The sequence below is a fragment of the Sphingobacterium sp. HSC-15S19 genome, assembly GCF_050433745.1.
Lineage (GTDB): Bacteria > Bacteroidota > Bacteroidia > Sphingobacteriales > Sphingobacteriaceae > Sphingobacterium > Sphingobacterium siyangense.
Genome location: NZ_JBNPWQ010000005.1, coordinates 16,629 through 37,774 on the forward strand (window position 1 = coordinate 16,629; position 21,146 = coordinate 37,774).

Annotated in this window: 22 protein-coding genes; 9 read left to right on the forward strand and 13 right to left on the reverse strand. The window is 39.7% G+C overall.

Going from position 1 to position 21,146, the window contains the following annotated elements; genetic code table 11:
• Positions 1–5: 5 nt before the first annotated feature.
• From L1283_RS05310 to L1283_RS05370, 13 genes are all read right to left on the reverse strand, one after another.
• Positions 6–791, reverse strand: coding sequence for a DUF3108 domain-containing protein (locus L1283_RS05310; protein ID WP_070563318.1), 786 nt, complete (start codon positions 789–791; stop codon positions 6–8).
• Between the two features lie 118 nt (positions 792–909).
• Positions 910–1,431: a DUF2480 family protein gene (locus L1283_RS05315; protein ID WP_075990973.1), complete on the reverse strand. Its 522-nt coding sequence runs from the start codon at positions 1,429–1,431 to the stop codon at positions 910–912.
• A 61-nt stretch (positions 1,432–1,492) separates the two neighbouring features.
• Positions 1,493–3,598 (reverse strand): peptidylprolyl isomerase, encoded by a 2,106-nt coding sequence (locus tag L1283_RS05320; RefSeq protein WP_075990974.1) that lies wholly within the window; start codon positions 3,596–3,598, stop codon positions 1,493–1,495.
• A 293-nt stretch (positions 3,599–3,891) separates the two neighbouring features.
• Positions 3,892–4,521 (reverse strand): LPS export ABC transporter periplasmic protein LptC, encoded by a 630-nt coding sequence (gene lptC / locus L1283_RS05325; protein ID WP_286848362.1) that lies wholly within the window; start codon positions 4,519–4,521, stop codon positions 3,892–3,894.
• An 8-nt stretch (positions 4,522–4,529) separates the two neighbouring features.
• Complete coding sequence (locus L1283_RS05330; protein ID WP_286848363.1) at positions 4,530–5,855, reverse strand: hypothetical protein; 1,326 nt, start codon at positions 5,853–5,855, stop codon at positions 4,530–4,532.
• 175 nt (positions 5,856–6,030) lie between these two features.
• Positions 6,031–7,014: a DUF6427 family protein gene (locus L1283_RS05335; protein ID WP_075990977.1), complete on the reverse strand. Its 984-nt coding sequence runs from the start codon at positions 7,012–7,014 to the stop codon at positions 6,031–6,033.
• A gap of 20 nt (positions 7,015–7,034) precedes the next feature.
• Positions 7,035–7,244, reverse strand: coding sequence for a CcmD family protein (locus L1283_RS05340; protein ID WP_046672332.1), 210 nt, complete (start codon positions 7,242–7,244; stop codon positions 7,035–7,037).
• 147 nt (positions 7,245–7,391) lie between these two features.
• Complete coding sequence (gene ccsA / locus L1283_RS05345; protein WP_046672333.1) at positions 7,392–8,054, reverse strand: cytochrome c biogenesis protein; 663 nt, start codon at positions 8,052–8,054, stop codon at positions 7,392–7,394.
• A gap of 37 nt (positions 8,055–8,091) precedes the next feature.
• Complete coding sequence (locus L1283_RS05350) at positions 8,092–8,751, reverse strand: heme exporter protein CcmB (protein WP_088160168.1); 660 nt, start codon at positions 8,749–8,751, stop codon at positions 8,092–8,094.
• Between the two features lie 77 nt (positions 8,752–8,828).
• Positions 8,829–9,227: a hypothetical protein gene (locus L1283_RS05355; RefSeq protein ID WP_075990980.1), complete on the reverse strand. Its 399-nt coding sequence runs from the start codon at positions 9,225–9,227 to the stop codon at positions 8,829–8,831.
• A gap of 103 nt (positions 9,228–9,330) precedes the next feature.
• Positions 9,331–11,166, reverse strand: a complete 1,836-nt coding sequence (locus L1283_RS05360; protein ID WP_088160169.1) for an ABC transporter ATP-binding protein — start codon at positions 11,164–11,166, stop codon at positions 9,331–9,333.
• 160 nt (positions 11,167–11,326) lie between these two features.
• Positions 11,327–11,881 (reverse strand): hypothetical protein, encoded by a 555-nt coding sequence (locus tag L1283_RS05365; protein ID WP_157698360.1) that lies wholly within the window; start codon positions 11,879–11,881, stop codon positions 11,327–11,329.
• Positions 11,882–12,037: 156 nt separating this feature from the next.
• Positions 12,038–12,826 carry an SAM hydrolase/SAM-dependent halogenase family protein gene (locus tag L1283_RS05370; protein WP_046672337.1) on the reverse strand — a complete coding sequence of 263 codons (789 nt, stop codon included), beginning with the start codon at positions 12,824–12,826 and terminating at the stop codon, positions 12,038–12,040.
• 351 nt (positions 12,827–13,177) lie between these two features.
• On the opposite strand from L1283_RS05370, the gene L1283_RS05375 reads away from it, so the two are divergent.
• The 9 genes from L1283_RS05375 to hisF all read left to right on the forward strand — a co-directional run bounded on the left by L1283_RS05375 (position 13,178) and on the right by hisF (position 21,085).
• The gene (locus L1283_RS05375) at positions 13,178–14,143 is read left to right on the forward strand and encodes a PhoH family protein (protein ID WP_046672338.1); all 966 of its coding nucleotides are present in this window, start codon (positions 13,178–13,180) and stop codon (positions 14,141–14,143) included.
• 114 nt (positions 14,144–14,257) lie between these two features.
• Positions 14,258–15,208: a phosphoribosylaminoimidazolesuccinocarboxamide synthase gene (locus tag L1283_RS05380; protein WP_075994626.1), complete on the forward strand. Its 951-nt coding sequence runs from the start codon at positions 14,258–14,260 to the stop codon at positions 15,206–15,208.
• 33 nt (positions 15,209–15,241) lie between these two features.
• A complete protein-coding gene (locus L1283_RS05385; RefSeq protein WP_075990983.1) occupies positions 15,242–15,622 on the forward strand; it encodes an STAS domain-containing protein in 381 nt (126 codons plus the stop codon).
• A 1-nt stretch (position 15,623) separates the two neighbouring features.
• The gene (locus tag L1283_RS05390; protein WP_182983333.1) at positions 15,624–16,535 is read left to right on the forward strand and encodes a ribonuclease Z; all 912 of its coding nucleotides are present in this window, start codon (positions 15,624–15,626) and stop codon (positions 16,533–16,535) included.
• 227 nt (positions 16,536–16,762) lie between these two features.
• Entirely contained in the window at positions 16,763–17,821 is a 1,059-nt protein-coding gene (gene hisC / locus L1283_RS05395; RefSeq protein ID WP_075990985.1) for a histidinol-phosphate transaminase, read from the forward strand.
• A 4-nt stretch (positions 17,822–17,825) separates the two neighbouring features.
• Positions 17,826–18,965, forward strand: coding sequence for a bifunctional histidinol-phosphatase/imidazoleglycerol-phosphate dehydratase HisB (gene hisB / locus L1283_RS05400; protein WP_182983332.1), 1,140 nt, complete (start codon positions 17,826–17,828; stop codon positions 18,963–18,965).
• A 1-nt stretch (position 18,966) separates the two neighbouring features.
• A complete protein-coding gene (gene hisH / locus L1283_RS05405; RefSeq protein WP_046672343.1) occupies positions 18,967–19,566 on the forward strand; it encodes an imidazole glycerol phosphate synthase subunit HisH in 600 nt (199 codons plus the stop codon).
• Between the two features lie 12 nt (positions 19,567–19,578).
• Entirely contained in the window at positions 19,579–20,331 is a 753-nt protein-coding gene (locus L1283_RS05410; RefSeq protein ID WP_075990987.1) for a HisA/HisF-related TIM barrel protein, read from the forward strand.
• A 1-nt stretch (position 20,332) separates the two neighbouring features.
• Positions 20,333–21,085 carry an imidazole glycerol phosphate synthase subunit HisF gene (gene hisF, locus L1283_RS05415; protein WP_182983331.1) on the forward strand — a complete coding sequence of 251 codons (753 nt, stop codon included), beginning with the start codon at positions 20,333–20,335 and terminating at the stop codon, positions 21,083–21,085.
• Positions 21,086–21,146 lie beyond the last annotated feature (61 nt).

Consider the following 21,146-nt stretch of genomic DNA (forward strand, 5'->3'; position numbering starts at 1 on the left):
TCTAATTATTTTGAGTAGCTTGCTTTTTGTCCCAATTTGTATTTTAATCCACTGGCTTCGAGTAATTCTAATGTTACCGAGCCGATGAGAATATCTACATTGGCTTTGACCGGAATACGGTTGCCATCATTGGTTACCCACAGATAAAGCTTGCTATTTTTTTTAAAGATACGTCCCGGTTTAATCTCAGGACTGAATTTGAGACATTCTAAAGTGCCTAATTCTGTTTTTATTTTTTCTATTCCAATATATTGTATGCCTAAGGTGGCAATCTCATCATTCAAAAAATAAGTCAGCTTAAAAGATTCTCCTGGTTTAACAGTCGACAGATCTAGATTACGGGCAAAATAATAGGAAGAAAGCAAGTCGAAAGTCTGATCTACCTTCGAGTTGAAAGTCCCTTTATTACCTACAACACTATTTGTCTCCTGGTTGAAGCGTACCTTATCATTCCGTCTATATCCTCCTTCACGAATGTTCTCTGTATAATAATACGGTAAAAATGTTTTGCTGTTGATATACGAATTGTATTCATTTCTTACGGTATATATCGCAAAGGCGCCAGCTGTTTTGCCGGCAGCATATAGATGAAAGGAAGGGTTTCCAGCTCCGTCCTTGGTATCCTCAACGGTTAATGTCCCTGTTGCGGCTGAAATAAAGCCATAACGGAGTTTATATTTTAATTTCTCACCACCTTTAAATGCCGATTCTTTTAAATGCGGTAAATCTTGAGCGAAAGCAGTACTTACGATAACGGATAAGTAAAGGAGCAAAGTCGATATAAGTTTCATGTACGTAAGTTTACGAAATTTGTTTGAAAAAGAAATGTTAATTTCATTCAAATAAATTTAACTTTTGGAGTTAATGAGACGTTCATGGACGATGACTTATACTTAATTCTGAGCTGATTTATTTAGGCTGTGTCCGCTTAAATACGGGGACCGTAGAACAGGGTTCACCGTACATAATACTTTTTGCAACCTTACTTAGTTTTACTGTAAACTGTACAAATGTAGACTCTGGAATAAAAGTATCGCCACAACCTTTCACAACGACACGTTGATCCCGAAATTGTTCCATGTCGATCTGTTCAATTGCCGCAGCATACTGAATGCGTAATAACTCTTCTGAATCCCCAAAAATAACTGTCGTTGCATAGGGCTCCAATTTGTTGGCCAATAACATATAAGCCCAAGTCGGAACAATGGCATCGGCAGTACACGTAATGGCGACATGTTTACCCGCGTATTGCGACCAGTCGTGTGTCTTAATGAACTCGCGGAAGTCCTTTTCTTTAAGAATCAAGCCATGGAAGAGATTATCCTTAATATCATATACTACATTGTCTGCCTTAGGATGGTAGTTGGCCAAGTCAACTGTGACTAACCCACTTTGCGCAACTTTGTTGACAATATTTGTTTGAATATCCATATTTACATCAAAAAAAAGCCGGACGATAATTCGTCCGGCTACAAATTTACTTAAAAATCTTTTAAAAGAATTTCACTCTATTGTCAATGATTTCAGCTTTGTCTTGTAATGCGCGGAAAATAGATCCCCAAGCGCGTTGTGCTTTTGCTGCAAGCATTTGTTTCTTTTGCCCGTTGATATCCGAAATAGCGGCAGGATTGGTAAAACCATTTACTTGTACAACATATACACCTGTATTACCTTCAATAGCTTTGGAAGGTTTGTTTGGCTGTAGTCCAAAAACAGTACCAACTACTTTGTTTTCTAATGCAACACCAGGGATAACTGGATTTGCGAAGACAACATTTTCAACGTGAATAGCTGCTTTACCAACTTTTTGTGCAACTTGATCAATAGAAGATGTACCTGCTAAAGCCTTGTCAAATTTATCTTTCAAGATTTTAGCTTTAACCATATTTCTTACTGCAGGTTCAATATCTTTCTTAACAGCATCCAAGGAAAGGGTTCCTTTAGGCTGTATGTCGACCAGGCTTGCTAAGATATAAGAGGTTTCAGTCTCAAATACTTTGTCTGAAATCTCACCTTTTTTCGCTTCGAAAGCCCATTTGATTAAATCACGCGGAGCTTCGGCACCATCTAGTACATTGTCCATCGCTGTTACGCGTGAGGCTGTTTTTGCTTCTAGACCAAGTTTTTTCGCTTCCTGAGCAAAGTTCTGTGCTGTAGCTGCAGATAAGAATGCTGTCGCTTTGCTATGCGCATTGTTCAACGTTTCTTTCCCACTGTTGATCACTTTGTCAATGATGGCAACTTTAGCATATTTTGAACTACCTGATTGTTTCTCAATTTTAATGACATGGACACCATATTGTGATTTTACAACTTTGATATCGCCTGTTTTACTTTCGAAGATGGCTGTCTCAAGATCTGGTGCCATACGGCCTCTTGTTAAAGTACCCAGCTCTCCACCATTCGTTTTGCTCTCTGGATCTTTGCTGAACTGAACGGCCAATGCTGCGAAATTGTCTCCTTTTTGAATCAAACCTTTGATAGAATCTGCTTTCGCCAATGCTTTATCCATTCCACCTTCGGCAGCAGGATCCAATAGGATGTGTGATGCTTTCACAGAGTCAGGGCTTACGATCGTCGAAACAACTTTTGCGATTTCAAATGCATTGTTGTTTAAGAAAGGTCCAACTGTTGTTCCGGCAGCGACATTGAATACAACTGAATCCAATGAAGGACTCAATTGTCCTTTTTTCACATAAGTAAACGGAAATTTGTTGTCTGAATTGATCGAAGCAAATAACGAGTCATCTTTAGCAACGATTAAATCTTGTTTCAATTTGTTGATCGTCTCTTTTACGGCCAATGAATCTTTCGCAAGAGGTTTTGCATCCACCATTACGTATTGAATCGCACGTGTTTCCTCTTGTGTTTTGAACATGTTTTTATGTTCATTATAATATTCTTGGTAATCTGCATCAGTCAATTTAGCATCAGCATCTTTAACAGAAGCGTAATCTAAAAGAATGTATTTGAAGTCTGCAAGTTTATTACGCTCTTGGTATTCTTCGTTTGCTTCCAAAGAAGTAACATATACGCTATTGGAAAGCAATTCGCCATATTTGCTGCTTAAACGCTCATCTCTAACGCCTTTCAGTAGTTCTTCCCATTGTTCAGCCACTTGTTGGTTACCTGATGTGTTCATTTGGGTGATAAAAGCACGCAGTTGACTCGGGTCAAATTGTCCTGTTTGTGGGTTGGTGAAGGCTTGAACGATTTGAGGCGAAGGGTTGTTACCTTGCACTAAATCATTTAATTCGTCTTTACCGACAGTCAAACCAATTTTTTCAATTTCCTTTTTCAAGATCTCTCTTGACAAAAATTGATTCCATACTTGTTGAACAGCGTAGGTCCGCATTTGAGGGGTGACTGCACCGCCCATTTGTTGTTTGAACATTTCCTCTGTTTGTTCAACTTGCTTACTGAACGCAGGATATTCAATTTCAGTTCCGTTGACTTCCCCTACACGATTTTGATGTCTCGCCCAAAAAGGAGCTCCCCCTCGAACGACATCGCCTAGTAAAAATGCTAAAATTGCGATAGCCATAGCCGCGGTCAAGATGACACCAGCTTTGTTACGCAAAAAGCCCATTAATCCCATAGTCTGCTTATTGTGTTTATATTGTGTAAATACTTGTATTTCGTTAATTTATGCATAGCATAGCAAAATGCGGTGCAAGATACAATTTTTATAAAAAAAAAAGGAATATTTTCCTGAATGTAGCAAAACAAATTTGAAAACTATTTGTATAAAGTGGAGTTTTTTGTTCTCTTTTAGTTCAAATGATTCGTTTTGAATAACTTAATCGTATAAATAAACAGTCTGGAGCCATTGTATCAGATCCATAGCTGCTTTTAAACCAAACCGGAATCTGGTTTATGGCCCACGATGAGCTATTTACCTAACGAAGGGAAGAGGTTGTTGTTGGTAATGACCGTATACCCAGTTGCATTGGCTATATTGACATGTTTAAAATCTTTGTCCGAAGTAAATGATGAACCTTGTAAGTTACCGCGATTATCTCGAAAGAATGCCGTAATGGGAACATGATTATAAAAGGTCATGTTGCTGTTGCTATCGGCTTTACTTTCGTCATAGATAATCTCTTCTGTTTTGATGACAGAACCGTCGGCCATCGTTACCACCACATTTTTTGTAAAGGTGGTCGTCTTTTCTTTTTCCCTTCGGATGGCATGGTCGGAAGTGATTCGCTGGGTTTCCTTTAAATTGTCGTCATAAAAGATGATTTTTATGCTTTTTGGAAATTCGTATACTTCGGTGCTATCGTGTTTGATACGCATTTCGGGCGCTGTGAGATTCGCTTTTACCCGTGTGGAATCGCTATAGATAATATCGACATGACGTGAAATGTCGACCGCCTCTTCCTTTTTCATGTTGGCAAGGCGATCCACCTCTTTGAGGTCCGGTTCGCAAGAGGTCAATGAGAGCGCCCCTAGTAAAGATAATATTACTAGGGGCGATATATTTTGGAATATGGATGAAGCAAACGTCTTGCGTACCATCGTATTAATTAATCTAAAGGAGGTTTTCTAAACCAGCGGTCATTTAGGGTAAAGCCAATATTAAAGTTAATATAACGCTCACGTAGGAGGTTATTGCTGATTTTGCCCATTTGGCCAAATTCTGCAGAGAAATTTATTTTAGAGAAGGCCCCTGAAAATTGATTTCTTGCTAATGGCAAACCTACGCCTACAGTAACCGCCATATCGTTGATATTCTGGTCGCTTAAGAAATATTGTGTTTTATTATACCTGAAACCAACTCTATAGTCTACTTGGTTCAAATATTTGAGCGAAGTAACATCTGGTGTAATCTGACCGCCAATGGCTACGCCATAATTCTTTCGTAGTTCGTTTTCACCCGCTCTTGTCTGAAATCTTGACCAATCGGCATATTTAAAATCGGCCCCTACCAACCAGCGGTTATTACGTGCAAGAGTAATACCTACATTGTGTTTCAACGGAAGCGTCAAATGCCTGCTGCTACGGCCAGAAACATAGGTACTATCCAAAGGAATGTTTTGATTGTTTGGATCCGTTGAAGGTGTAATTCTTGTATTAAAAATTGTTGTTCTTTCTTTGATGTCATTATTTAGCGATCCTGAATAACCAACGATCAACGAATATTCTCTATTTAAAGGTTGTTCGTACTGTAATCCATAATCAAAGATAATTCCTTGGATTTCGCGCTTATTTTGTTGTTGCGTATTTAATGCTCCGGATGTAGGCAAAAACTCTACACGGCTATAATCATTTAAGGTTCCAAATAGATAAGACATATTGGCACCAATACTCAGACCTTTTACAATGCGTACACCCCAACCCGCATAGGCTTTAGTTAAACCACCTTCGCCCGTGAATACTTTCGTATAGAGATCAGAATTGACTGTTCCACTTGAAGATGTCCGATAGCCTATATCTGAGTAGGGAAGGATACCCAAGCTGATACCGCCAAATCGTTTCATTGGGAAAGTCATCGTGATGTGGCTAAAGGCAAAGTCAGCAGTATTATCGGATCTGGTCGTCGAATTTAACTGCGTGTAATTCCCGTATAAACCAGCATCAAAGGTTGTAAACTGTGTTGCAGAATAAGATGCAGGGTTGCTTGGGTTGGTATTGTATACACCATTGATTCTCCGGATAGCGGTATTGACACCTCCCATGCCTCTATATTGTGGCAATAAATCTTCACGCATCTGACCAAGTCCAAATTGAGAATAAGGTGATGCGGATGTCGTTTTTTGTGCAAATGCGGTAGTAGAACTAGCTAAAATTCCACCTGCTAACAACAGTTGGAGTGATTTATTTCTTAGAGAGCTTGTAAAGCGTTTCTGCATGGTCAATCTATAAAATTGAGAAACTAATGTTTATTTAGTTTTAGTGAAATTTTCGAGTTATCTGACTCTTATATTAAATGTTCTTTGCTTTTAATCGCATACAAAACTATTCAATTTTTGCGAGCTTGTTAAGCCGATTTTGTTAAAAAAGGTTAAACACTTATTGTACAGTAGTTTAGAAAAACTGAAAGTAGATTATGGTAAGTGTTATGATGGCGTATACGACTTCAAAAAACCATTTCTTTTTGGCATAGGTGAAATAATAAGCCATATAAATAGCGATAGAAGGGGCACAAAGTAAAAAATGGGCCTCCGTTAGTTTTTTATTCCAATAAAAAGAGACGATCGCTAGGCATAACATAAAAAACAACAGTTGAAATGACTTGCGAATATGCACGACACTTTTGAAAAAATTGTCTTTCAATACCAAAAGGAAGAGTATTAACGTAAAGATTACCGGGACGAGTACCAGATAATCGACTAATTGAATGCGAATAGCAGTAGGGAATTTGTAGGTAAACGGCAGCCAAATGGTATAAAACTGCTGCATTTTACCCATCCATAGATAGATAACCGCTAAGATGAAATAAACTGTTGCCAGGCCAAGTAAAGGGGTGATCCACTCACGCCAATTGAAGGGCCTAAAAATGAGTAGGCCTATCCACAATAGGAAGAACATACTCAGAAACGGGAAGTAGATCAGACTTCCTATACCTACAATCATACCGAGATCAAACATTTCGGCTTTAACATCTGTCTGCCGATAGAGGGAGAGCAACTTGCTTAACATCCATATCGAAATAAAATTACAGATCAGGGTCGGGGACAGTACCAAAAATGGTAAAAACAAGCTGGCCAGTGTCATATACATCAAAGCCACCAAGAAACTGGGTTTGCCCAGCAGGTTAAAATGGCTGGTGATGCGATTGAGTATCGTTGCTTGAAAAATCGTCAAGATCAGTGTGATAAAAACATTGGTCGAAGGAGAGAGGTTGATTAAGTTATTTTCTCCTAAAAGATTCCCCAAGGCAGGTTCAAAGATTACAGAATCAAGTTTGTCCGGAAGGTGAAGAAATATGCCTAAACATAAAACAAAACCCACGAGGGATAGAAATAAAATATTGATGGGTGAATAATTTCTAAACTGACTTATAATCATTGTATGCGATCAATAAAATGCTATTTATTCTTTTTTTCCAATTTGCTGATACGGCGATCGAGCAAGAAAAGGAAGAAAGCCAAACCTAAAAAAATGACCAACATGACCAATACAACAACGTAGATTTTACCTTCGCTACGCAATCCAGTCGCCATCTCGACATCATCTTGTGCAAATGTGCTCAAAGTCGATAAGAGTAGTAAGGCGATTGACAATGTTATTTTTTTCATTTGTTTAAAATATTATTCGTGTCGTTTTCATTGTTATACATGACTCGATACACGCTATTTGATTTATGTAATATCCTGTTTTTTATTGATTGGGCTTTACCCGATTTCTCTATGATAGAAATAGAGGATTGTATTAGCCGTTCAATTCTATGCGTTCAAATCTTTCTTTTCGAGCAAACGTACTCTATAGCGGAGTGAACAGATCCAAGCTGCAATCATTGGCCAGCCAATCATCGCTGCATAAAATGTAGGACGTAGCTCGCTGCTCATTTTTAAATCGCCAAAGGCAGCGTTTCCACCACTTCCGGGGTGAAGAGAGTCTGTCATCTTCGGTAGAATATAAAGTAGCACGATGATAATTGGAAATGCAAAGATATTGTACACAGCGGATATTTTTGCTCTTTTTTGCTCTTCTTCCAGCGCATTACGGAGTACCAAATAGGCCAGATACATCAGTGTTGCTATTGCGGAGCCATTAAGCTTCGGATCGTTTGGCCAGGGTTCTCCCCAGGTAATGTTTGCCCAAAGCATGCCTGTGGCAAGTCCAAGAAAACAAAATGTTATTCCGGTATTGACAGCTTCAATGGCCATTAAATCATACTCCTGTTTGCCCGTATTGAGGTATTTAATACTGTAAATAACGGAAACCAAGTACATAACGAACATGGCAGACCACATTGGGACATGAAAATAAACATTTCGTATGCTTTCGTGAAGGATGAATAGGCGGGGAACAGGTCCTAAAAGACCATTGATAATGACCGCACAGATAATCATTACCGCTAATATTTTCCACCATTTTTTTCTCATGGATAAATTGAATTTAGTTTGTTCTCAATTCTGACACTTAATCTCGCCAAAGGTACGGAAATAACAACAAAGAAATAGTGATGGTGATTACATTAATTGCAAGTAATACGATTATTTCTTTGCTGCTGGTAGCCCTTTCCAGGCCTTCTATTGCATTGCGAGACAGCTTGATTAATACGATTAACAGCGGGATAATGGCGGGGAAACTCAAGATGGCCATTAGGGTGCTATTGTTGCCTGCTTTGGAGCTGATCCCCGAGATCATGGTAAAAACAGTAGCAAAACTTATGCTGCCCAAGATGACCGAAATGAAGTAAAGGGTTGGATCACCGACAGGGTTTCTGAATATCGTCGAATAGACAAAATAGGCAATGACCGCCAGCAGGGTCATCATCATCATATTGTAAATGACTTTCGCTAAAATGATTGCTCTGGGATCGACCAGTGAATAATAGTAAAGTTGCCGGTTTGGGTTTTCTTGGACGAAGCTTTTGTTGATTGCATTGATCGAAGCGAAGAGCATAATGATCCAGAATAATGCATTCCAAGTAGCCGTATCAACTGATTTGAACGCTTGATAGCAAACGAAAACAGTTGATACGACATATAGTAGAATTCCGTTAATAGCATATTTTGAACGCCATTCCAGAATGATGTCTTTAAGAATTAAAGTTTTTACCTGTTGCAGCAAAGTCATATGCAGCAAAGATACAAATGTATTTTGACCACGAGAGTGACCAAAACCATCAATTCTTAAAAAAGCTGTTTTTTTACTTATGCGTTAGAAATTTTGGATTTTGCAGCATCAGTTGTATTGTCGATTTTGCTTGCCAAATTTTGAGCGGCATTATTGGCGTGGTCCAAAGCTTCTCTGCCGGCTTCTTTTGCTTTGTTTTTCAATGCATCTGCATCATCTGAAGCTCTGCTGAACGCTGCTTGTGCCTTTGATTTCAAATGGTCTAGTTCAGCCGAAGCTCTGTTGGCTAGTTTTTGTGCCTTTTTAGCTTCTTTTTTTGAAAGATCTTTCAATGACTTAGTTAAGCTTTTAATGCCATCATTTGCACGATCTAATTGTTTTTTTCCATCATCAGTTCCTAAAAGATACCATGCAGCAGCTCCCGCAGCTAATCCTACCAAAGCAAATGCCACTAATCCATTTTTGCTATTTTTCATAATTCTTCTATTTTGTTATATATTCAAATGATAATCAAGTATGATACCAAATGAACAATCACAGGGTGAATTTGTTTAAAAAGAATCAATAATTAACAAAATTTTACATATCAATTTTCTGCTGCTTTGACTGCAGATTATACAGATGCTGATAGAGACCGCTTTCTTTTTGGAGCAGTTCAAAGTGAGTACCGCTTTCAGATACGATTCCATTTTCGACAACGATAATTTTATCAGCATCAACAATGGTCGATAGTCGGTGTGCAATAATGATCGAGGTGCGTCCACGCATTAATTCCTCCAATGCCTCCTGTACCTGTCTTTCTGACTCTGAGTCTAAGGAAGAGGTGGCTTCGTCCAGAATAAGAATTGCAGGGTCTTTTAAAAGTGCACGGGCAATGGCAATGCGCTGGCGCTGACCACCGGAGAGTTTAACGCCACGTTCACCAACAATGGTGTCATAGCCTTCAGGGAAATTTAAAATAAATTGGTGCGCGTTGGCACGTCTCGCAGCTGCTATAATTTCATCTTCTGTAGCCTCGAGCTTACCATAAGCTATATTTTCACGGATTGTCCCGCCAAATAACAAAACATCCTGTGGTACGATAGCGACCTGGTTGCGGATATCACAAAGCTCAAAATCGGATGCAGGTCTGTCGTCGTAACTTACTTCCCCTTTTTTTGCTGTGTAGAATTGTAGAATCAATGAAGCTATCGTTGATTTCCCGGTTCCACTTGGGCCAACTATAGCGATTTTATCACCCGCATTGGCTGTAAAGTTGATGTCTTTCAGGATTTCAATATCGGGACGGCTTGGGTAGGCAAAGGAAACATGGTTGAAGCTTAGTTTACCGGTCATGGTTTTGTGGACTTCCTTGCAAGTTGGTTTCACATTAAGGTTTTCTTGTGGCTCATCCAAAATTTCCAAAATCCGTTCACTCGCTCCCAAAGAGCGTTGGATATTAGCGTATAGCTCCGGAAAACTACCCATAGAACCTGCTACAAACATCGAATATAGAATATAGGTCGTTAGGTCGCCTACTGTCATTTCATGGATAGAAACTAATGCAGCTCCATACCAAATGACAGCGATCACAGCTCCGAAAATACAGAAGATAATAAAAGAGGCAAAAGCACCTCGGAAGGTAGCTCCTTTGACCGCTAATTTCACGACCGAATCCATCTGATTACTGTAACGGTTGAATTCGAAATATTCATTCACAAAGGCTTTTACATTGCTTATCCCCAACAATGTTTCCTGGACAATACTATTTGACTCGGCCATTTTATCCTGTGCCTGTCTGGATAATTCGCGGATGAATTTTCCGAAAATAATAGCAGCCACAACAATGATCGGTAATATACAAAGGTTCATGAGCGCAAGTTTGGGAGATACCCAAACCAAAAGGAATACACCGAAACAAAGACTAATCAACTGCCTTAAGATTTCAGCCAATGTTGTTGTTAACGTATCCTGAATCTGTGAAAGGTCTGCAGACAAGCGGCTGTTTAATTCCCCGACACGGCGATTGGCGAAAAATTCGATTGGTAATGAAATGAGTTTGAGGTAGGTGTCCTTGCGTAATGCGGATAGCGTACGTTCTGCAATCTCAACAAAAATGCGTATACGAAAAAAAGAGACGACTGATAGAAAAGACAGAATAATAAAGGCAATTCCACCAATATAATAGACGTGTGGTGCAAGCCAGGGATAAGTTTGCTTGCCTTGCGCAGCATCAATCATGGCACCAAGCAAAGCTGGAAAGGCGAGCATGGCCAAACTGGATAATACCAAGAAAAACATGCCGACCCCAAATTTAAACCGATATGGTTTTAAATAGGTCATCAATTTAGATGCTCTCAATAGGAGCTCCTTATTCAATTTTGGTTTTGGTAGATCTTCTTCTTGTTTATTACCGCTGTTGAATCCTCTTGCCATATCCGCTACTTCAAATTTTGTTGCGAGGACAAATGTAAAGAGATTAAAAATATATTGCTATCATACTTTAGTCAATTTTTGAATAGAATCGTACTTTTTCTGATTTAAACAGCAGTTTTAAGTGGCTTGTCGTTGTGCAGATGTCTATTGCTGTGGCGTTTTATCCTAAATTTTGTTGTTTTGAAGCTGTTTGTTGCGCTTTAAATTTATAGAGTACATAGCCTAATACGGCGATAACAAGTAAAGCAATATAGAGGAGGATGTTGCTTAGCGGTAGATTTCCGGATGTTTTCTCTCCCTGTGCCCGCAGTTTTTCGTTTTCTTTTTGAAGTTTACTTATGGTACCTATATAGGCTGATACCTGCTTGTCGTAATCTGTTGCCAATTGTTGGTATTTATCTTTTTCAAAATCTTTGATTTTCAATAGTTTTTGGGTTTCCAGGAAAATGTTGTTATCTGTGATGACGATATCTTTAAGGATATCGATGCTCTTTTGCATGTCACCTTTTGATTTGAAAAGACCAAAAAGTCCTGTTTTTTGTGTGAGGCTCGTGTCATAAGCCCCGAATTTCTGTTGACGGGCATCGAGTAGGTCATTTACACGGCTTCGTTGTACCTCAAAAGAGCTGGAGTCTGGGTTGTTTTGCGACTTGGCCTGTCCAAAGAAGCAAAAAAGAACGGTGATTGAAAGAAGGAATCTTAAAAATTTCATCATGTATTTGGACGATCTATTTATCAAATGTTTAGTTTAAACTAACGTTCATGGTAAAATTTTATTTTGCCATAAAGCTACAGCTACAAGTTTAGCCCTACGATCAGTTTGACCAAGGAAAAAAATTGGAGCGAAAGCATTACAGATGAATTTATGAAATTAATCTTTAAATTCTATACGAATTACATTGGAATCGTCATCGTGAAGTCCGAGTAGCTGGCTTGCATTACCTTTATTGATGGCGATTTCAAGGTAGTTGGAAATACCAAATAAACAAAGTTTCTCGCCTTCTCCGACTTCGTTGTAATGCCAGGAAAGGTTGGTAATGGTTTCATTGCGTTTGAAATAAAGGACAAAATGACGTCCTTTTTGAACTTTATTGAATAGATCTTTCGAGATATTGGTAATGGCATTGCCGAAAGCATCCACATAAATGACGTTGCCTCGGATCATGTCTTTATCAAAGATAGGCTGCAAAGTTACTTTTTCGATGAGCTGTTGCATTGAAGTTCCGATTTCTTTCAGTTTGCCTCCCTTGGCAATATGACAGGCGGATTTAGAAAGGATATCTGCGAGCGGAAAGTGAAGATACCGAAGGTCTTGCATTAAGTTGAGCTCATAGAGTTCCTGTGGTTCATTGCCATTCAGCAATAGACTGAAAATACCATTGTCGGCACCGACGAAATAATGATCGTTGTATTTCATGCCGATATATTTCGACTCTTCATGAAACAGGGTGTTAATTCCGATAATGTGTACGGTTCCTTTAGGAAAATAATGATAAGCGTTACCTAATACAAAGGCCGCCCGAGGGATGTTGAATGCTGGAATTTCGTGGGTAATATCAACAATATTGGCACCGGACAACTGCGATAAAAGACTACCTTTTAACGCGGCTTGATAAAAATCTTTGTGTCCTAAGTCTGTTGTTAATGTAATTACTGCCATTATAATCTAAATCCTAGATCGAATTGCTGTCGAATTCCCTTAAATATACCCTTATATTTATCTAAATAGTGGACAAAATTACTATTTATCAGATGATTTATAAAGCTAATTGGATAACTTATTTTGAATCTGTCTTTTTTCGATTGATATACACAAACATAGCGAAGATTTTATGTATAATGAAATCTTTGTGCCCCTTTGTGGGCTGTCTCCATAAGCTTCTAAATCATCGTCGTTTGTACGCTGTATCTTCTTGGTTGTTTCGTTAGAATACGTTAATTTTGAATAGTATTATACAGGAACGATATTGTGTAATGGCTACAATCTAATTAATTCTAAATAGGATAAAATTTGAACGAATTACTAATTGCATTAGATGGTCTGAATTTGCCCATATTATGGGGAGCAGACAATGAGCACTTCGATTATTTGAAGAAGCAATTCCCAAAACTGCGGATTGTAGCTCGCGGAAGTGAAATGAAGGTGTTGGGAGACGCGAAGGAATTAGATCTGTTTGAGCAATCGTTTAAGGAAGTCATGGCTCATCTGGAGAAATTTAACAACATTACTTTATTGGATTTTGAAAATCTCCTTGGAGCAAGTGCAGGTTCTGCTGTTCAACAAGAAAAAGAACTTGCGGCCAAACATGCAGCCTTTGGATCTGAACCGATCGTGTATGGACCTAATGGTCTTATTGTACGTGCACGTACGGCCAACCAGCGAAAGATGGTGGATAGTATTTCGAAAAATGACATCTTATTTGCTATCGGACCGGCGGGCACAGGAAAGACCTATACGGCGGTTGCATTAGCTGTTCGAGCACTTCGAAATAAAGAAATCAAAAGGATCATTCTAACGAGACCAGCCGTAGAGGCCGGAGAAAATCTCGGTTTTTTACCTGGCGACTTAAAGGAGAAGGTAGATCCCTATTTGAGACCGCTCTACGATGCATTGGACGATATGATTCCAGCAGAGAAGCTAAAAGGTTATCTGGAAAATCGGACCATTGAGGTCGCTCCTTTAGCATTTATGCGTGGGCGAACACTTGACAACTGCTTTGTGATTCTGGACGAAGCTCAGAATGCAACGGATATGCAGCTGAAGATGTTTTTGACACGTATGGGGCCGACGGCAAAATTTATCGTTACAGGTGATATGACACAGGTAGATTTACCGAAAAAAAATCAATCTGGATTGTCTACTTCGATTCGTTTATTGGAGAATATCGAAGGAATAGACATTATCCACCTCAGCGGTGGAGATGTGGTTCGCCATAAATTGGTTCGCCGCATCCTCGAAGCGTATGGTGATATTTAATATTAAAAGACAAATCGAGCCGAGCGAGCTCTTAAATAAATGCGCTGCATTTATGAATGCCATTAAACGCAGTCATAAATGAACAATTACTTACATTTGAATTTTACTTTGAACATGAATGCTATAAAAGAAACAAATTTCAATTTCGAAAATCAGACTGCTTTTTACCGGGGAAAAGTACGTGACGTGTATACGATTGCCGATACTTATTTGGCGATGGTTGCCTCAGATCGTATTTCGGCATTTGATGTGGTACTTCCACGTCCTATACCCTATAAAGGACAGGTGTTGAATCAAATTGCAGCCAAATTTTTAAAGGCTACGGCTGATATTATTCCAAATTGGGTCGTATCTGTTCCGGATCCAAGTGTTACTATCGGTCAAATGTGTGAGCCGTTTAAAGTAGAAATGGTTATTCGGGGTTACTTGTCGGGACACGCTTGGCGTGAATATGCTGCAGGCAAACGTGAAGTATGTGGTGAGGCATTGCCAGAAGGACTGAAAGAAAATGACAAATTGCCTGAGCCAATTATTACACCGACAACAAAGGCTGCTGTTGGACATGATGAAGATATCTCACGTGCCGATATCTTGAAAAAGGGTATCGTAAGCGAGGAAGATTATATTCAATTGGAGCAATATACCAAAGCATTGTTCCAAAGAGGTACTGAAATTGCTGCGCAAAGAGGGCTAATTTTGGTGGATACAAAATATGAGTTTGGAAAAAAAGATGGAAAAATTGTGTTGATCGATGAGATTCATACACCAGATTCTTCCCGTTATTTTTATGCAGAAGGCTATCAGGAACGCCAGGAAAAAGGTGAGTCACAAAAGCAATTGTCGAAGGAGTTTGTTCGCAAATGGTTAATTGAAAACGGCTTCCAAGGGAAAGACGGTCAGGTCGTTCCGGAGATGACCGATGAGATCGTGGCTTCCATTTCTGAACGTTATATTGAGCTATACGAGCATATCGTCGGAGAGAAGTTTGTGTATCCAGATCAGGAAAACGTACTGGAACGTGTGGAAAGAAATGTGGCAAACGCCTTGAAAACGCTAAATTATTAGTACATTGTATCCTCAAACAAAGGAGATAGACTAATGAAGTATACCATTGATAAGCACGATCGCTATATTGTCATAGAACCTCATGTCGATGTGATTGACGCGGATAACGCCGCTAAACTCAAAGGGGAGTTTTTGTTGCGGAATACGATTGGACAACGGAATATTGTTTTGGATATGATCCACGTTAAGCAAACGGACGAGGTAGGTATCCGTTTAGGCGTGCTTGCCCATCGTTTATGTCAGTCTGTTGGTGGCATATTTATTTTGGTTAATCTTTGTCCAACGTTAATGGATATGGTTCGTGTATCGCATTTGGATAAATCGCTGAAAATAGCACCATCATTAAAGGTTGCGGAGGATTTAATCTTTGCGCACGAATTGGAATCTGAGTATCGGGGGACTATTGAGGATTAATATGAAGTTTGAAGTTCTGATATTGGGAAATAGCTCGGCAACGCCGATGTTTGATCGTCATCCGACTAGCCAAGTGTTGAACTTTAATGAGCAATTGTTTTTGATCGACTGTGGAGAAGGCACACAAATGCAACTTAGCCGATACGGCATCAAAAGCAATCGCATAGGACATATATTTATTAGCCATTTGCATGGGGATCATTATTTGGGCTTGGTGGGGCTGCTTTCATCGATGCACCTTGTCGGCCGAAAAAGTGATCTCCATTTGTATGGCCCACCTGCGTTAAAGGAAATTTTAGACGTGCAGTTTTTGCATTCCGAGACTATTTTACGCTATAATCTTGTTTTTCATCCGATTTCACCGGAACAGCCTGGCGTTATTTTTGAAAACAGAACATTAAAAGTAAGTGCTTTTCCATTAAAGCACCGTATCGCCTGCACCGGCTTTCGTTTTGATGAGGGACCCCGCGCGCGAACATTGCTGGGCGATGTCGTGCAGGAATTAAATATACCGACCGCCTATTTTCCGATGATCAAAAAAGGATTTGATTACGTCGATGAAAGCGGTACAATATATCGTGCAGACGACCTGAGCCTTCCTGCCCCCTTATCGCGCAGTTATGTGTATTGTTCGGATACCGTACGGACGCCAGAATATCTGCCTTATGTGCAAAAGGCTAATCTGATGTATCATGAGTCTACATTCTTGCACGATATGGTCGATCGCGCAAAAGAGACGTTTCACACAACAGCGCTGGAAGCCGGAGAAATCGCCCAGGAAACTCACGCAAAGAAGTTGCTATTAGGTCATTATTCAGCTCGGTACAGAGACTTAAATCCCCTATTGGAAGAAGCGAGAACTGTATTCCCAAATACGGAACTCTCTGTGGAAGGTAGATGGTTTTCCGTTTAGTTTTTTTGATTTTTCTCTTATATCCCAGCGATTAACGGGTAAAGACCAATGAAATAGCGATAAAGGAGAAGTAATCAGGACCCCAAAACGAATAGATACAAGCAAACTACCAGGTAGAACAAGCTGATAAATGCAACTGAAGATCCAATAGTCGCCTATGAATAATTGCTTATTATATTGCATATGATGAACAATTTATCTAAGTTTACGGCTCTAATTTTTTTATAATGGATAATCCATTCAACTTAAACAACCTACTACGGGAAAATATTAAGAAGCTCGTACCTTATTCATCCGCAAGAGATGAATTTAAAGGGGAGGCATCCATATTGATTGATGCCAATGAAAATCCTTTTGGATCCCCCTTAAACCATGATTACAACCGATATCCAGACCCTCTCCAACATCAAGTTAAAGCAAAACTTTCTAAAATAAAAGGTGTACCATCAGAGCATATCTTTTTGGGAAATGGAAGTGATGAAGCTATTGATATCTTATACCGTGCATTTTGTACCCCTGGTGTTGACAATGTCATATTAGTTCCGCCAACCTACGGGATGTATGAAGTTTCTGCGAACATCAATGATGTTGCTTTCAAAAAAGTAAACCTTACTGCTGATTACCAGCTGGATTTGGATGGTATTGCCAATGCAATAGACGCACATACTAAACTGATTTTTATCTGTTCTCCAAATAATCCAACAGGAAACTCAATCCGTCGCCAGGATATTGAAACGATCTTGAATAATTTTCAGGGGCTTGTTGTTGTCGATGAGGCTTATATTAATTTTTCTGCTGTCAAGTCATTTACGCAAGAACTGGCTGAATACCCCAATCTAGTGGTATTGCAGACTTTGTCTAAAGCTTGGGGGCTTGCGGCGCTACGCCTGGGCATGGCTTTTGCCAGTAAAGAGATTATAGCTGTTTACAATAAAATAAAACCACCATACAACATTAACCAGGCTACACAAGATATTGTATTGGAAGCCTTAGATCAGGTTGATCAAGTCAATGACTGGATCAAGGAGACGGTGGCGGAGCGCGAGAAACTCGTGCGTGAATTGCTTGAACTGGACTATGTGCAGCATATTACACCTTCTGATGCCAACTTTATTTTGGTCAAGATGGAGCAGCCACGTGAAGTTTACGATTATCTAGTTCAATATGGAATTATCGTTAGAGATAGATCCAAAGTCGAATTATGTGAAGGCTGCCTACGGATCACTGTTGGAACGCCTGCCGAAAATCAAATATTGTTAGAAAAACTTAATCAAATCAATAAATAATACTATGCCTGATAACTTAAAACGTGTACTGTTTATAGACCGCGATGGAACATTAATTTTGGAACCTGAAGACGAACAAATCGATTCTTTTGCCAAATTAAAATTCTATCCTGGTGCTTTGCAGTATCTTCCACGTATCGCAAAGGAGCTGGATTTCGAATTGATCTTGGTTTCCAACCAAGATGGTTTAGGAACGTCTTCCCATCCGGAGGAGAATTTCTGGCCAGTCCATCATTTTGTGATTGATACGTTTGCAGGAGAAGGAGTAGTGTTTGCCGAGGAACATATTGATAAAACCTTTCCACACGAGAATGCGGAAACCCGAAAACCGGGAGTTGGTATGCTTGGAGCTTATTTTGATACGTCGAAATACGATTTGAGCCAATCCTTCGTCATCGGGGATCGTGTGAATGATGTTAAATTAGCACAAAATCTCGGTGCAAAGGCAATTTGGCTGCGTGCTAACGATCAATTAGGTGCTTTCGAAAACCTTGCGATAGATTCAACTGTTATAGCTTTAGAGACAACAGATTGGAAGACGGTGTATGAATTTCTTAAATTGGGTACGCGCACTGCCGAACATCATCGTAAAACCAATGAAACGGATATTTTTATTCAGTTGAATTTGGACGGTTCGGGTAAGTCTGATATCGAAACGGGGTTACCGTTTTTCGATCATATGTTAGATCAATTGGCTAGACATGGAGCACTTGATTTGACCATCAAGGCGAAAGGTGATCTTCATATCGACGAACATCATACAATCGAAGATACGGGTATCGCACTGGGTGAGGTCTTTTTGAAGGCTTTAGGGGACAAACGTGGAATTGAGCGCTATTCCTATACGTTGCCAATGGATGATTGTTTGGCTCAGGTTGCATTGGATTTTGGTGGCCGCAACTGGATTGTGTGGGATGCGGAATTTAAACGGGAGAAGATCGGCGATATGCCTACGGAAATGTTTTTCCACTTCTTTAAGTCGTTTTCAGATGCTTCACGATCGAATTTAAACATTAAAGCTGAAGGTGACAATGAGCACCATAAGATCGAAGCGATCTTCAAAGCTTTTGCTAAATCTATCAAGAAAGCGGTAAGACGCGATGCCGACCATATGCAATTGCCAAGTACAAAAGGAGTATTGTAAGATGATAGGAATTATTAATTACGGTGCGGGGAATATTTTCTCTTTGACAGCGGCACTGGATCGTGTTGGGCTTACCTATGGTATGGTCAATACCGCAGATGAGATCGATCAATACGATCGTATCATCATTCCTGGAGTGGGGCATGCTGGCGCAGCAATGGACAAACTACAGGAATCAGGATTGGTGCCTTATATCAAAAAGCTAAAAAAGCCTGTATTGGGGATTTGTGTTGGTATGCAATTACTGACGGCTTTTTCAGAAGAAGGAAATGCCGAAATGTTAAAGCTTTTTCCTTTGAAGACGTTACATTTTGATGCCGAAAAGTCGGGTAAAGTACCACATATGGGCTGGAATAGTGTTTCCGTGCCAGCAAATAGTCCTTTATTTGCACATATTGAAGATCAAACTTATTTTTATTTTGTCCACTCGTACTTTATCGAATTCGATGCGACATATACTGCGGCAAAATGTGTCTATGGACAGCCTTTTTCGGCTGCAATTTCTAAAGACAATTTCTTTGGCGTACAATTTCATCCAGAGAAATCTGGAAAAGCAGGAGAGCAGCTGTTGCTCAATTTTTCAACTATTCAAATTGATTAAAAATATTCGACTATGTATATCATTCCAGCAATAGACGTTTTGGACAAAAAAGTTGTCCGTTTGAGAGAGGGTAACTACAATGACGTTACAACGTATGCGATTAGTTTAGAAGAGCAAATCGAAACCTACCGCGCAAATGGTACGGAACTCGTCCATATCATTGATTTAAATGGTGCAAAAGGAGACTTCAGCAATCAGGCCTATTTATTTGATATCATCCAGAAGACGGATATGAAGATTCAATATGGCGGTGGTGTTAGAAGCATAGAGAAGGTTAAAGAATTGGTAGATGCGGGTGTTTATCGCGTTATTGTCGGAACACAGGCAATTACAAATCCTTCATTCTTGGAGGAACTGGCGACATTGAATGAAGGTAAAGTAAAATATGCAGACCACATTGTTATAGCGATCGACGTATTGGATGAAGTCATCAAATACTCCGGCTGGTTGGAAAGCTCTCCAATCAAATTGATCGAATATATTGATAAATGCTTGGTTTTAGGGTTCTTTAGATTCTTATGTACCGATATTAGTAAAGATGGTAAATTGGGCGGTGCAGGTGTTGAATTGTACCAAAAGTTGTTGAACCATTCTCCGATTATCAAGTTAATTGCTTCTGGCGGGATCAGTTCAATGGACGATATTCAGAAACTTCAGGAACTGGGCAGTGTAGAATCTGTTGTCGTTGGTAAAGCAATCTATGAAAATAGAATCTCGATCGATGAAATCAAAGATTGGAATTTAAAATCGTTAATCAGATTTTAAAATGCTGGCAAAACGTATAATTCCCTGTTTGGATGTTAAGGATGGGCGGACTGTAAAAGGAGTCAATTTTGTGGATCTGCGCGATGCGGGTGATCCCGTTGAATTGGCCTATGAATATTCTCAACAAGGGGCTGATGAACTCGTTTTCCTGGATATTACAGCGACACATGAGGAGCGTAAAACGACAATTGATTTAGTCAAAGCAGTCGCACGTCAAGTGAATATTCCTTTTACAATTGGCGGTGGTATCAATGAAATCAAAGATGCTGACATCCTGTTGAATGCAGGTGCAGATAAAATTTCCATCAATTCCGCGGCGGTACGTAACCCCGATCTTATCAATCAGATGGCTGCAGCTTTTGGTGCACAATTTGTTGTTGTTGCTGTCGATACCCGGTCCACCGACGGTCAGCATTTTGTCCATCTGAGTGGTGGACGCATTAGGACGGAATTGAACACAGCGGATTGGATACTTGAAGCGCAGGAACGTGGAGCGGGAGAGATCCTGCTGACGTCAATGGATCATGACGGAACAAAAAATGGCTTTGATAATGGTTTTTTAAAAACAATAAATGACCGCATTCATATTCCACTGATTGCCTCTGGCGGAGCTGGTAATCAACAGCATTTTGTGGATGTTTTTCAGCAAGCTAACGTAGATGCTGCCCTGGCGGCATCGGTCTTCCATTATGGTGAAATATTGATTCCCGATCTTAAAGCTACTTTGCGTCAAAATGGAATTGTCGTAAGATAGAAAACAAGATTGATCAAGGAGAAGTAAGTCATAAACTTGCTGGATGAAATCCTGAGAAGTT